Here is a 13167-nt window from a genome sequence, read left to right on the forward strand (position 1 = left end):
AAATGATGGAAACCACCGTATTTCTCAGCAACCGCAGCCAGGCGGTCAGGCTGCCAAAAGCGGTTGCATTGCCGGAAAACGTAAAACGCGTTGAAGTGATTGCTGTCGGACGAACCCGTATCATTACGCCAGCCGGAGAGTCATGGGATGAATGGTTCGACGGAAACAGCGTCAGCGCTGATTTTATGGATAACAGGGAACAGCCCGGCATGCAGGAAAGGGAGTCATTCTGATGCTGAAGTTTATGCTCGATACCAACATCTGCATTTTCACAATAAAGAACAAGCCCGCCAGTGTCAGAGAACGTTTTAACCTGAACCAGGGGAGAATGTGTATCAGCTCTGTCACCCTGATGGAGCTGATATATGGTGCAGAAAAAAGCCAGATGCCTGAACGCAATCTCGCTGTGATCGAGGGATTTGTTTCCCGCATTGATGTTCTGGATTACGACGCTGCAGCAGCCACACACACCGGCCAGATAAGAGCAGAACTTGCCCGTCAGGGACGCCCTGTCGGACCATTTGATCAAATGATCGCAGGTCATGCCCGCAGTCGGGGACTGATTATTGTGACTAATAACACCCGGGAATTTGAACGTGTGGACGGTCTGCGAATTGAAGACTGGAGCTGACCTGTTCATCAGAAATCATCTCCCGGCTCAACATCCTCCCCGCGCTCCCGGTGCACGTTGATATTTACCTCTTCACGGCGCTGCATCTGCTGCTGGATATCCGGATTCTGCTCCCGTTGCCATGCCTCATAAACGGCCATATCCACCACTTCACCGGATTCACTGATCCCGGGTGGCAGTTGCTGTTCCATCTCTTCTTCCGGTTTCATTTTCAGCTCCTGCGCGATCCCCCCTGCCGGAACACTCACACCTGCATCTGACTTCTTATCATTGATGACAGAAGACACTGGCTGTTGTGGCTGTTCAGCCTGAGTCACGTCTTCTCCGGAGACAACCTCCGGTTCGAAGAGACTGGCCATCTGGCGACCTTCTGCTTCCCTTGCAGCAAGCACGGCGCTCAGGCGGTTCTCCATTTCCGGATTGAGGTCACGCGGAATAAACTCCGGAGCAACCTTCGGTCGTGCCTGATATTTCAGTGAGAGTTTTACTGCCGGATACGGTCCGGGCAGGGTGACATAGCAGGTCAGATCCGGCAGAGACTGAATGTCGGAATAACTGACCAGCGTCTGGCGCTCCATATCCTTACCGGTCGATACCCCGTCACGTACAGGGTCAGCACCGTAGGAATACTGCTCGCTGGCTTTCAGGTGCTCTTTCTCACCAATTTCACCGGCAGCGAACTCTGCAATCTTATGGCTGGGAGAACGGAAAAAGGCACGGGTGTTCATGACGTCAAACAGCGTGGCTGCCGCTTTCTCACCGTAGATATCTTCCAGCTGGGCATAGGACTGGATACCAAACACATAACAGCCACCGAACTTACGGGCTTCCGGCAGGATCTCCACCAGGTCCGGCAATTTGTGTAACGTGGGTAACTCATCACAGAAAAACCACACACGACGGTTACGGTTTTCTCCCATTGCCAGCAGCCCACGAATGGCAATGGACAGCCACATGGAGATCACCGGTTTCAGGGAAGCATGGGTGTCGGCGTTCGACGAGATAAACAGCCAGCCGTTTTTCTGATCTTCCCGGACACCACGCATCCAGTCACGGATGGTGAAGGGCTCACCGTTATGCTCAATCCCCTGCAGGTAACGGATGGCTTTCACGTAGTTGGTCAGCACTGCACGGATGGAAATCGCCGTTTTCTCGATTTTCTCTTCCACCAGGTTGGCCGCAGGTGAATTACGCAGGAAGGTACGCAGTTTTTCAATTTTGATGGAAAGCAGTGTGTCCACCAGTTTGCTGTAGCTGCGGTTGGGGTCATTGCGCATCAGGTACGCCGCTTCCGCAAAAATGGTACGTCCTGAACCCTGCCAGAACGGATCCTCTTTTGTACCCATCGGGATCAGGGTATTTGCCGTATTATCAAAATCCGGCTGTGTCAGGCACTCCTTCCACAAATCCCAGGCGGCACAGCGGGCATCCAGCGGATTCAGGATCTTATCAATGGACGGGTCATAGTAACTTTTAACAAATTCCCCTGATCGGTCATAAATCACCACCATATCACCACGCTGACGGGCGTAGTTGGCCAGACGACGGATAACTTCCGACTTACCGGCCCCGACCGTGCCGTGCAGACAGAAGTTCTGGATTTCGGAATCCCGGATAATCGGCAGGTCGCCAATCCGGATATCGGAGTCCTTGCCGTCTTTTTTCAGCATCCGGGCAACGTCCTTCGGGTTGTCTGTCAGCTGACGACCACCTGTGACTTCATTTTCGCTCTGTTGTTTACCCTGACGCCCCAGAATCCAGGAGACAACAAAGAAGGTGATCAGGCAGATAACCAGGGCCACAATAGTGGCCAGAACGAATGCGGACCATAGCTGCTCACCGCACCAGATCATATATTTATCATGCAGTACCTGAGCCGCGTTCATCCGGAAGGTTTTGCCGTAATACTGGATCTCATAGACCGGCTGGGACCTGATTAAATCCCGCATGCCTTCCAGCGTGGTGCACCACCAGTAAATACAGCCGTTCACAAACGTCTGCCAGCTTAGTTTTACCCATAAAACCAGACCAACGAGGATCCAGAAAAAAATGAACAGGCAGTAAAGCATGATATTGGCGATCTGGCTGAACATGCGGATACGCATGGACGCAATCTGACCGCCCTGGGTCATATCCTTTGCGTTAAAACTCATGATGAAACTCCGGGAAAGTCAGGAACAGAGCAGAAAAGAGCGGTGTGGAATGCATTCACAGAACAAACCATGTATACCCTGTATACCGGTGGTGATAGCCGCCTGCTGGCCTGCCGGAAGAAACTTTTTCCAGCACGATATCAGTCAGGCGCAATATTTCAGACCAGTCACTCTCGTGTGAATACTGGATCTGAACAAAAAGGCGTACCCGTTCACGATAATCCAGAGCCGTGCCCGGTTCATAAAAGTGGCCACTGTCAGGAGATACACGGGACGTTTTATTGATGAGCTCGTATTTATCGGCATGAGTCTGTGACGACAGAGACCAGGTAATATTTTCTTCCTGCTCACCATCAATACGGCTATTCCCGGGCGTCCAGGCAATTTCCTGCGCACTGGTCACGATGATCTGTCTGGAGACTTCTGCCAGCTTTTTGGGAGTACAGAATACCCGGGCCAGCACACACAGGGACAACAAATTACAGCGGCCCTCTTCCGGCTTAAGCGGATTGCTCCCGGATTTCTCAGGAAAAGATATTTTTGTCAGTATTTCAGTTAATTCCTTATACCTGAGAGAATTAATAAAGTACATGACAAGCATCATGAGAAACAATATAACAATAAGCCCTCCGATAACCACTAAAAGGTCAGTATCAATATTATTGCTGTACAGATAGTCTTTAGTTGTCGCTGTATTATCCTGTATCACCGGGGGGATTCAGTTACAGGCTTCTCAGTAAATTGATTATTCTCACCAACATATTCAGCGATATTGTCTGATGTCATAATGACTTTCTCCGGAAGATCCCGGCTTCGCCGGCAACACTTCACGGTCGCACAAAGAATTTGCACAACCGTTCAGTGTTCTCATATTTATTTCGGAAACGCCGGGAAGCGACAAAATTTATTTTGTTACTTCCCGGGGTTAGACAACGAGCAACGCGAGGCGTCAGTCAGGAGGCCAGTCATCCCAGCCACGGATAATATTCTCTTGACGCTATTTAGTTTTATCCCTAAAGATCAGCTATTAACCGTCATAAGCATCCATATCTGGTCAACATCTGATGAATCCTTATCAACAGCGACTGGTTCAATTGAAAGCGACCATATTGTTTTTCCATTAACAACACAGGAAAAGTCATCAAAGAAATAACCTCTTTTTATATGCTCATCCAGCTTTTTCGTTTGAAATCTATACGCAACTTTTTGTTCTTCAAAACTCTGATAAGAATCCCTGAATGCTTCATATGCTCCGAAATGAGCATACAATCCCATATCACGAAAGGCTTTAGCAACTTTATAGCCTGATTCAATAAAAGTATCAGCCGTAAATTTCTTAATTCGACCTTGCCCTCCGCTTATAATACATAAGTTTTCAACATTCACCGATGGTGCTGCAACCTGTTTATCAACAAACAAAGCTGGAGTATATAAAAAATAAGTATCAGAACCTCCAGTGCGGGTGATATAATTATAATTCTCATTATGAATATTATACATTATCTGATCGGACAAAAATTCTCTTACATGTTTATTTTTATATTTATATAAAGCTCCTTCAGATACTTCTGTACTTATGCATCCCTGAATGAGAAAACAAATTAATAACACTATACATTTTCTGATTAACACGACTACCCCCTTAATGCCATAATAGGGAATTTATATGAGACTGGTACAGCTTTATCCAGTCTCATCCTAAATTACAATATATTAGCAATTGATTTGGCCAACTGGTCTTCGAGAACAGGTTTCGCCTCTTCAAATTTCAGGTTAACCTTGTTCGCATTTGAGACCACCCGGGTCTGGTATTTATGCTGGTTACCCGTTTCAGTACTGGTCTGAATTTTCTCACCTGATGTGCCCTGACGAAGAGCGGCAATATTATCCGTTGTCACCGTTGCCTTAGTACGCTCTGCAATCTGCACATCCGTGATCATGGTATAGTTCACATCTTCCACCATTGCATCTGCAGCCATACCCACCAGACCAGCAGCAAGGCCTACACCGAGTGTGGCACCGGCAGAATTGGAGTTATATCCGGTAATACCGGCACCTAATGCTGCACCAACAGCTGCGCCTTCATAACCACGGTTCAGCCATCCCTGAGACTCCCGCAGATCCATCTTATCGGCCTTCAGCACATTCGCCTGAATCCTGTAGTAGGCTTTATCCGGAGAAGTCACCACCTGATACCCTTTTTCTTTCACAGCATCAGCAATTTTGCCCTGCAGCCCACTCATATCTTTATCAGACGTGTTTTTGATCTGCAGAAATACCGTGCGTTCGCTGGCGGGTTCAAGCCAGATGGTTTCACTCATCTGAGTTTTGACTTCAAGATTACGCTTCTTGATTGCTGTGCTCATCGCACCACACCCTGAAAGGACCAGAGTGGAACTGACCAGGGTAACCATCATCAATTTTTTTGTTTTCATCAAATTACCTTTATTACAAGCTACAGTTTTCTTATCGCCTATCATCATAGTCCTGCCAACAAGTTCCAAAAGTATTTCCTGCTGAATCAAATCCTCCATGCATAGCTAATCCTGTTGCCGGATTAGTACGATAAAAATCCACATAATCAAAACTCACATCATCAAAATCCAGATGCAATTCTTCATTGGCGTTTTCATTTACCTGAGATTGCATCCATTCTCTTACACTTACACAACCACAAACTCGCCTTAATTCGTATAGTGTACCAATGATAAAAGTCATCAGGCTTAATAACGGAGAGAATAAGGAAGATACTGGCATCAGTATATACCAAACGCCTTTACTGAATTTAAACTCATCCGACACATGCCGTTTTTTTCGTATTTGAGAAAACAACCATATAAACAGTCCCTGCCATAGTACAATAAAGCACAGGATAAAAACTGTTTCAGCGCTCCCCCAATCAGCCAGATTACAGGCAATGAGCTGTATCACAGTTATCAGAGCAATATGAGCTAAATTTTTCATTATCATCTCCCAAACCCAGCATTATTGCTTATACTTATCCTGATACTCTTTTGCCCTGTTCATAAGATCCTGTGGGCTGTCAGCACCGGGTATTCCTTCCTGAGCTGATTTTTCTTCATTATATTTATCATTCTGAGATAATGCCTCTGTTTTATGGTGATTTTGCAGTTCAGAATACTGTCCTATTACAATACTTTCCTCGCCGCGGATGCTGTTCTGAGTATCTCCGATATTGCCTCGATATTCTGTGACCATATTATCAACCTGCTGCTTCACATCGTTACGGATATTACTGTCCTGCGTTCTTTGCTCAATAATACCCAGATGCCCCTGATGGTCTGCAATAATATCCTGGCTGCCACCGCCCGAAGGTACGCTCTCCATTCCTTTACCGATATCGCCACGGGATTCACGCCAGGCGCTATCAACACCAGGCTGCACCTGTTCCTGAACAAAAGACCAGGCCATTGCCCGACGACGTTCTGCAATCTCCGGTGAACTGGTGTTTGTCAGAATAGCTTCTGCATCCTGCGGCGCATGTTTCATCACATACTGTGCAAACTGTTGCGACAGGTCTTCACTCATCTGTCCGCTCATACTTTCAGTACGGGAGGCCATTTCCGCATATTCATGGCTGCGGGTCATATTCGTCGTGTACTGGTCGTAACTCTGTTTCGCTGAGTTCAGGGCTGCTGACAACTGATCCACGCGGGAATCGGCATTATTGTCAGTATGGCTGCCGGATTCACTGACCTTGCGATTAATAAAGTAGTCGCTTGCTTCTTTAAAGTCTTGTGTAGCTCTGGCATCAATATCATGACGGGCATCATGGCTGGCCCGTGAACCACTGCTGGCCTGATGCGCATCCTCATCATTCCAGTCAATACTTGTCCTACCACCACCTCTGACACCTGCGCCACCACCAACACCAAGAATTTTAGGTTTAACCCCCCATTCAGCATGAGCATCACCATACATCCCCGCAGAACCTCTCGTACTTCTGGATGCCAGTTCTCTTGTCGCCTGCTCATTACTGATATTATGCGCCTTCGCATAGCTTTCCACCGCACTGCGCATACGGCTGGCCATCATGGAGTCCTGCGCGCTCATCGTGCTGTCAGCGCCACTGGTGACTGAATCACTGCTTCCCCGGTTAGAGCCAAACTGGCTGAGTGTGTTCCAGGCACTGCCAATACTGCTGCTGAAACCATGCAGGGCACTTTCCGCCTTATTCATCGACTCCCGGGCCATTTCCTGTTGCGCTGCTGCAATCTGACGCGTTGCATTAATACCAACCGGCAAACGGGACATTGCCCCACTGGCGTCCATCACCATACTGCCGTCACGGGTCTGCGTGGCGGTTGCACCACTGCCAGTCTGGTGCATCATCTGACCAAATGACGTGGTACTGTTGGTGCTCCAGCTGAAGCCGTTCACGTTCTCCGTCTGCATGTTGCCGTAGGAGTAATTACCGTCAACCACACTGCCTGCCGCACTGGCGGTTGGCGTGATGGAAGAAGACGCAAAGTGGCTGTATACGCTGGAAAATCCGGCACCAAGGCCTCGTACCATCATCCATGACAGAGGGGGGATCATCGCTGAGAGATAACCTGCGGTTGATGCCAGGTCGGAGTATTTCAGCTGTATCTGAGAGACTTCCGACAACACCACCGGGGCACCGTTCTGCTTCGCATAGAATGTCATGGCACTGTTCAGAATGGCGTACAGCAGAGGCCAGGTCTGCAGCCACATAAGGGCAAACACATAACCCTTCAGCACCGGCAGTGTCATTTTGTTAAATGCAGCAGCCAGTACCAGAAGCGGGAAAATACCAATGGTTATTCCGGTCAGAATGGTCTGGACCATCGGCAGGTTTCGCATTATCACATGCCCGACAGAGACGTGCGCCAGTCGCTGTTTCTCCATTGATGAGGTGGTGGCCAGACTCACCAGGCTGGCCGTATCACCGTTACGGGCCGCATTACTGGTGATACCCTCTTTCAGTGCATTTATTGTCACATTCTTACGCATAATCTGGCTGGCCGACTGGCTGGCACCGTAGAAATAGCTGTAACTGTCACTGAGCAGTTCCCTGAATAACAGGTCAGGGTCCGGTCTGCCGCCAAATAACTGCTGCACATAATAATGCCAGGTCTTGCCTCCGGTATTCGTATCAAAATTCAGCTTATCCTTCAGTCCGACGGATGCGTCCTTACAGGACACAAACGGCTCTGAGCTGTGCAGAAAACTGTAATTATTATTCGGCACCTGACGTAAAGGGCTGGGCTGAGAAAAGATTATGGTATACGGGTCAGAGGAGGCCATCAGGTCTTCCAGCGTGTATTTGTGGTTCAGGTAAATATCACCCAGCACGCAGTTCTGGACGTAGTCCTGAAACAGACTGATGATTTCCGGATTCCGGGAGAGAAAATCGGTGCTTTTCACTATCAGATTCGCCCCGAACAGCATCCCTGTCTTGCTGTAGGTGGCGCTGTCCGGCTGAGCGAAAACCATCTCATAGCCGGCCACCATTGCATGCCCGATACGGGTTGTCAGCGATAATGGCATCGCCAGCCCGACCGGTACATTGTCCACACGATGAACCTGAACCAGGTCACTGTTATCAATAATCTGCACCGATGTGCGGACATTAATCAGCAGACTGATAAGCACAAACACGGCAACCCATCCCAGCAAATCCATCACGTTATGTCGCTGTACCCACATAAACGCCACAGCAACAACAGACAGGGTGAGCGCAATTTTTTCGATGGAATCCCACGTCCGGGTACTAATAAAGGCAGCGATGGCATTCAGGTTGTTCCGTAACCATTCCCCACCGGCGATGACATAGACCTCGTTCACTGTACGCCTCCCCCGAAGTGATAATTATTCTGGTAACGGCTGAGCATACGGGCAGACAACTGCTGACGCATGTAGCTCATCTGACGGTCAACGACCAGCAATGCATCCTGCTGGACCTGCACCTGGCTCTGGAAAATGGCAATCTGTTGCTGCGCCTGATTAAGGTTATCGAGCACACTGTCCAGGACCGCCTGCGGGTAGTTCCCGGTGGAAATCATCGCCCGGGCCTGCTGAAGCAGTTCCTGAATGTACTGGAGCATGATGTCGTAACCGATATAGTCCGTCAGCTGGTAGAGCACACTGTTGGATACGCCCAGCATCAGTGGGTCAACCAGATATCTGAAAACAGGAATGGTGGTGCTCTGAATGAAGTTTTTTTCGTTCTCAGCCAGCGGAGAATCACTGAGCGCCTTGTTCTGAATACTGGTGAGCAGTTTTGCTATCTGTGACTTGAGCGCCCTGTCCTTACTGATGGTCACATTCGCATCGGCCACCACGTTGAGGCACTTATCCGAATCATTGCAGTGATAAATTTTCGCGGTGCCCCCTTCCATAATCGCCCGGACAATATCGCGGTCAGTGGTTCGTGCAGGAAGAGGGGTAATCTCACTGTCTTCACCAAAAATCAGCGTACCGGTGAGCGTCATAATGAACTCTTTCAGCTCCTTGTTACCATCAAGCATCCTGTTTTTGGACAGAGAATCCCAGATGATATTGATGTTTTTCAGTACCCGCTCCTTGTCCTTATCGCTGGCCTTGTCACGAACCGCTGAGGACTGCCCTCCGACAGTGCACCCCTGACGGGAAGCGGCCCAGTCAGCAAAGATATTGCTTTCACTGCCAATGTCCTGGCAGACTTTCCGCTGAGATTCCTGCGTCTGAGGGAACAGGCCACCCACAAGCCCCTGGGCCACCTGACAGCTACTGAGGTTCATACTGTTAATGTCATTCGCCATCTTCTGCAGGAAATCTTTCGCGGTTTTGATTTCGGGCACCGTTGTCTGCAGGGCAAGGTCAAAAAAGTAACCCATCGCGTTACTCATAATCTGCTTAACAAAACGCTGCAGCTGCTCACCATTAATAAAACTGAATGAGCCGAGATAAGCATCGATGCCGCCACACCCTGCATTGATATCCGGCAGTGTCATGGAGATAAGCTGGATATTTCTGACCTGATTACGGGCATACAGAGAACCGCCATAGGCATACCCGGCAGCCTGCCCCTGCCAGACTCCGGCCTGGGTGGTATTGGTGGCAAATCCCAGCTTATTAAAGAACTGATTCATGTCGCTGTTCACATCCGCTGACGCTGCGGGTGTGACCGTCAGTAAAACGGCACAAAGAACCAGAAGAGGTTTAATGCGAGGCATCGTGATTACCCTCCCTGAAACTGTTCTCCCGGCGCATACGACGTTTCAGCAGGAATATCATGATATTCCCGAATATTAATTCATACATTGTGGACAGAAAATATGTAACAAGAAACCCTGCTGCAAGCGCATATAACGTATACGGAATTGCATACATCAGAATGTTCCACATATAAATCAAATTATTTAATTCCGGCTCTGTTTTCCACGAATCAATACCGGCGCTGAAAATAGCATGCATACCGTGCCATAAAAGCAATCCGGCAACAAAGAAAACCACAAAAAGCCAGAAGTGTTTTATGGAGTTATCACAACTGCGCTCGATATCCCGTTTAATTTTTCTGATTTTGAATTCCTGATTCTTTTTGTTTTCTGTCATCATAAGTTTCCTCTGATATTTCTGATGATTCATTCAGACCGGTCATGCGGCTGTAATATATTTCAGACACCGAAATCCATCCCACAATTGCCCCCACAAAAAACACAACAGAAACAGAAAAGGTAAGACACAGCGAAACGACAATTTCTGCAGGGCTGGAGGGATAAAAAAGCCCCTGACGGATAAAGGGGATATTCAGGCTGACGATGATTCCGGTCGCGATGCCGGATATTCCGGCAATGAGTAACACCACCTGCTTATTTCGCACTTTTTTTCCTCCGTACATCTGCAGAACGGTATCCATCCGCGCCATAAAACCGGCAGCATCCGATGCGCCCTGTAAAAGCGGCAGCGCTTCAAGCGTATTGACGTTAACCAGGAAGGTGGTCGGTGTGGCCACAGGGATATTCGGGAAGAATGTTTTCAGCACATCCGGTGGTGCAGGTAACGCCTGCGGGAAGGCCGTATCACCCTGACCATCCAGGGTATAGGGAAATACGGAAAATCCGTACTGCAGCGCCAGCTGTTTCAGTACCGGGTCAAACTGGTGACAGTACGGACATCGCCCCTGCATGAACAGCACCACTTTCCAGTCAGCAAGATTGACCTGAGTTCCGTTGCTGAGGCGGAACCAGCGGGGAGCCGACTTTTCTGTCCTGGCTGACGTGTCTGCTGCAGGCTGTGCGGCCATACCCTGCGGATTCCAGAGTCGCTCAATCTCATTCCGGATGGAGGCCTGCACGGCAGCGGCGCTCAGTAACAGGGTGAACACCAGTGATTTAGTGAGAGACATGTCTGCTCTCCTTCTCTGCAGCAAGAATGGCGGCCTGACGGGCTTCCAGAGCTTCCCTTTCCTCCCGACTGACGCGGGCTATCCATGTATCCAGTATCTGGTATGCGCCAAACATTACGAGAATGGCCGCAATCAGCTCTGCCAGAAAGAAAGCCATCCAGGGCTTTCTGTAGACCAGACGGGCAACAATATGAAACCAGAGCCCCAGGGAGAACACCCATACACCGGTAATATCCAGCCGGGGTAAAGAGAATCTGTATTTACTTATCATTTGAATATCCTGTTGTGGTTTACATGAATTTATTCACGCATATAATCTTCATATTTTTGTGAAATTAATCAGAACCTTACATGGAAAAGTCATCTTTCAAAGAAAAACTGGAAATAGTGAGAAACATCATAAGAGAGTCATTGTCAGGTAATACGGCTTTTGCTTTGCTGGTGTATTTATTATTGCATTCCCTGCCCATTAAAACCTTCGCTGATTTATTTATGACAGTTCTGTTATTTATAGCAATTATCGTTGTTGTGATATGGATATTTTTAATCACCTACGTTTATTTCTGTGAGTTATTCAGAAGTCACTGGATAGCAGTCTGGTTTATCCTCTGGTCTGTGGTAATCAACCTCACTATTGGATTTGGCATTTATGACAAATTAGCACCAGTCATTTCACTAATGAAATAATAAAAAACCACATCACTCCAGACCATATGGCTGACAACATAATACAAACAAACATCCTTCTGAAACTGTCAAACTTCGTGATAACCGGCATGGTACTGACTGCCATTGAAACAACCGGTACGGCACACTGATTCATAACCGCACCACAAAGAAACAAGAAATTATCTGGCAGCACACATACACTTATGACATTTACTACAAAGAAGACAAACGAGCTCAGCAGATAAACTCCTTTATTATTTGGTCCTGTAAAGAAATAACCCCCCCACGATAAACAGGCTGGCACCTGTAAAAAAACACAAATCCCCTGTATGCATATATATCCTTTGGTTAAAAATTCGGTTTAAAGTCTTCAGAAACGTTCAGGAACTGTTTTGCCAGGTCGTCCTGCGAAATAAAGCCGTATGATAACGGGCGAACACTGCCCTGTTTCGGGTCTACCAGCATCATGGCCGGGAAATATTTCACGCCGAGGCGCTGCGCCTGCCCCTGGTCAGTCCGGGAATCCGGCAACAGCGGATTAATCACGCCATCCACGGAAACGGGAATAACACTCAGACCATACGTATCCCGGAAGCCATTAATGACCTGCGCCAGTTGCCCGTCGATGGGGTCCTGCCCACGGTAAAAAAACATGATGCCGTAATGCTCTGCCAGTCTGGCAATGGCCTGTCGCTGCTGCGCCTGGTCTGCCGCCAGCTGGTTCCGTACCGTACCGTTGTAATGGCTGTACTGCAGGTTATAGTCCAGTTCGGGATGTGCCAGCATGGCCTTTCTGGCACTCATGGTGAAAAGCCCGGCCTGCTGAGTCCAGTAATTCTGCAGCCGGAAATATTTCACAAAATTATCCACGCCGGGATACAGAATGGCTTCGTACAGCGCCCGCTTTGTTGCCGTCTGCAGCGCAGTCAGTTTCTGCATAATATCCGGCTCCTGACGGGGAGCCGCAGGGACTGGTTTATTTTCTTTTTTCTTCGGATTTATTTTCTCGTTATACCACTGCCAGCCTGCATCTTTTCCTGACGCCGGAAAAATAAAGCAGCAGAGTAACAGTGGCAGTAATGCTTTATTCATCTTCATTCCTTTCATCACTTTTTCTTTCATCAGGTTTCTGCAGGTCAGCCAGTGCAGAAAAACAAAAATACAGAATAAACAGGAGCTCACCGGAGTAAAGAATAACGAAAGCAGCAGCAAGTATCCCGCCCACCGTGGTTTCTTTTACCGTATTCCATGACCAGATAATTACCGGGGAAATGACAATTGCTGTAATAACAAGCCGGATAAGAAAATCAACAAGACGATTCGACGTGAATATGACTTTCATT

16 protein-coding genes and 1 pseudogene are annotated in these 13167 nt (G+C 48.2%); 3 read left to right on the plus strand and 14 right to left on the minus strand.

Annotated elements, in window-relative coordinates; translation table 11 throughout:
• Nucleotides 1-5 precede the first annotated feature (5 nt).
• Both vapB and vapC read left to right on the plus strand, forming a co-directional pair.
• A complete protein-coding gene (gene vapB / locus QUE34_RS27140) occupies nucleotides 6-233 on the plus strand; it encodes a toxin-antitoxin system antitoxin VapB (RefSeq protein WP_000450526.1) in 228 nt (75 codons plus the stop codon).
• Entirely contained in the window at nucleotides 233-631 is a 399-nt protein-coding gene (gene vapC / locus QUE34_RS27145; RefSeq protein WP_000911316.1) for a type II toxin-antitoxin system tRNA(fMet)-specific endonuclease VapC, read from the plus strand. Before vapB ends, vapC begins: the two co-directional genes overlap by 1 nt.
• Before the next feature lie 8 nt (nucleotides 632-639).
• Here vapC and traD read toward each other — a convergent pair whose 3' ends face one another.
• From traD to traQ, 11 genes and pseudogenes are all read right to left on the minus strand, one after another.
• Nucleotides 640-2784: a type IV conjugative transfer system coupling protein TraD gene (gene traD, locus QUE34_RS27150; protein ID WP_000009375.1), complete on the minus strand. Its 2145-nt coding sequence runs from the start codon at nucleotides 2782-2784 to the stop codon at nucleotides 640-642.
• 55 nt (nucleotides 2785-2839) lie between these two features.
• A complete protein-coding gene (locus QUE34_RS27155; protein ID WP_001355323.1) occupies nucleotides 2840-3376 on the minus strand; it encodes a hypothetical protein in 537 nt (178 codons plus the stop codon).
• A 428-nt stretch (nucleotides 3377-3804) separates the two neighbouring features.
• The gene (locus QUE34_RS27160; RefSeq protein WP_001355324.1) at nucleotides 3805-4284 is read right to left on the minus strand and encodes a hypothetical protein; all 480 of its coding nucleotides are present in this window, start codon (nucleotides 4282-4284) and stop codon (nucleotides 3805-3807) included.
• Nucleotides 4285-4487: 203 nt separating this feature from the next.
• On the minus strand, nucleotides 4488-5219 hold the full coding sequence (gene traT, locus QUE34_RS27165) for a conjugal transfer complement resistance protein TraT (protein WP_001364068.1): 732 nt from the start codon (nucleotides 5217-5219) through the stop codon (nucleotides 4488-4490).
• A gap of 31 nt (nucleotides 5220-5250) precedes the next feature.
• Nucleotides 5251-5748, minus strand: coding sequence for a conjugative transfer entry exclusion protein TraS (gene traS / locus QUE34_RS27170; protein WP_024166185.1), 498 nt, complete (start codon nucleotides 5746-5748; stop codon nucleotides 5251-5253).
• 21 nt (nucleotides 5749-5769) lie between these two features.
• A complete protein-coding gene (traG, locus tag QUE34_RS27175) occupies nucleotides 5770-8613 on the minus strand; it encodes a conjugal transfer mating-pair stabilization protein TraG (RefSeq protein WP_001006995.1) in 2844 nt (947 codons plus the stop codon).
• The gene (traH, locus tag QUE34_RS27180) at nucleotides 8610-9983 is read right to left on the minus strand and encodes a conjugal transfer pilus assembly protein TraH (protein WP_001137366.1); all 1374 of its coding nucleotides are present in this window, start codon (nucleotides 9981-9983) and stop codon (nucleotides 8610-8612) included. Before traH ends, traG begins: the two co-directional genes overlap by 4 nt.
• Nucleotides 9970-10362 (minus strand): F-type conjugal transfer protein TrbF, encoded by a 393-nt coding sequence (gene trbF, locus QUE34_RS27185; RefSeq protein ID WP_000138366.1) that lies wholly within the window; start codon nucleotides 10360-10362, stop codon nucleotides 9970-9972. The genes traH and trbF overlap by 14 nt, the downstream gene beginning before the upstream one ends.
• Nucleotides 10316-10630 (minus strand): P-type conjugative transfer protein TrbJ, encoded by a 315-nt coding sequence (gene trbJ / locus QUE34_RS27190; protein WP_001244895.1) that lies wholly within the window; start codon nucleotides 10628-10630, stop codon nucleotides 10316-10318. Before trbJ ends, trbF begins: the two co-directional genes overlap by 47 nt.
• A pseudogene (trbB, locus tag QUE34_RS27195) lies at nucleotides 10631-11155 on the minus strand (type-F conjugative transfer system pilin assembly thiol-disulfide isomerase TrbB); the annotation flags it as partial. It abuts the gene before it with no gap.
• Complete coding sequence (gene traQ / locus QUE34_RS27200; RefSeq protein ID WP_000624195.1) at nucleotides 11142-11426, minus strand: type-F conjugative transfer system pilin chaperone TraQ; 285 nt, start codon at nucleotides 11424-11426, stop codon at nucleotides 11142-11144. The gene traQ and the pseudogene trbB, both read right to left, overlap by 14 nt.
• Before the next feature lie 80 nt (nucleotides 11427-11506).
• Between traQ and QUE34_RS27205 the strand changes: the two genes are divergently transcribed.
• On the plus strand, nucleotides 11507-11842 hold the full coding sequence (locus tag QUE34_RS27205) for a hypothetical protein (protein WP_000415768.1): 336 nt from the start codon (nucleotides 11507-11509) through the stop codon (nucleotides 11840-11842).
• Here QUE34_RS27205 and trbA read toward each other — a convergent pair.
• The 3 genes from trbA to QUE34_RS27220 are packed head-to-tail and all read right to left on the minus strand — an operon-like array spanning nucleotide 11823 to nucleotide 13166.
• Complete coding sequence (gene trbA / locus QUE34_RS27210; RefSeq protein WP_236922840.1) at nucleotides 11823-12128, minus strand: conjugal transfer protein TrbA; 306 nt, start codon at nucleotides 12126-12128, stop codon at nucleotides 11823-11825. The two genes, QUE34_RS27205 and trbA, sit on opposite strands and share 20 nt — an antisense overlap.
• 44 nt (nucleotides 12129-12172) lie before the next feature.
• Nucleotides 12173-12916 (minus strand): type-F conjugative transfer system pilin assembly protein TraF, encoded by a 744-nt coding sequence (gene traF / locus QUE34_RS27215; protein ID WP_001030399.1) that lies wholly within the window; start codon nucleotides 12914-12916, stop codon nucleotides 12173-12175.
• Nucleotides 12909-13166, minus strand: coding sequence for a conjugal transfer protein TrbE (locus QUE34_RS27220; protein ID WP_000864356.1), 258 nt, complete (start codon nucleotides 13164-13166; stop codon nucleotides 12909-12911). The genes traF and QUE34_RS27220 overlap by 8 nt, the downstream gene beginning before the upstream one ends.
• Nucleotide 13167: the final 1 nt, after the last annotated feature.

It is taken from the genome of Escherichia sp. KS167_9B, from assembly GCF_030295215.1.
GTDB classification, from domain to species: Bacteria; Pseudomonadota; Gammaproteobacteria; order Enterobacterales; family Enterobacteriaceae; genus Escherichia; species Escherichia coli_F.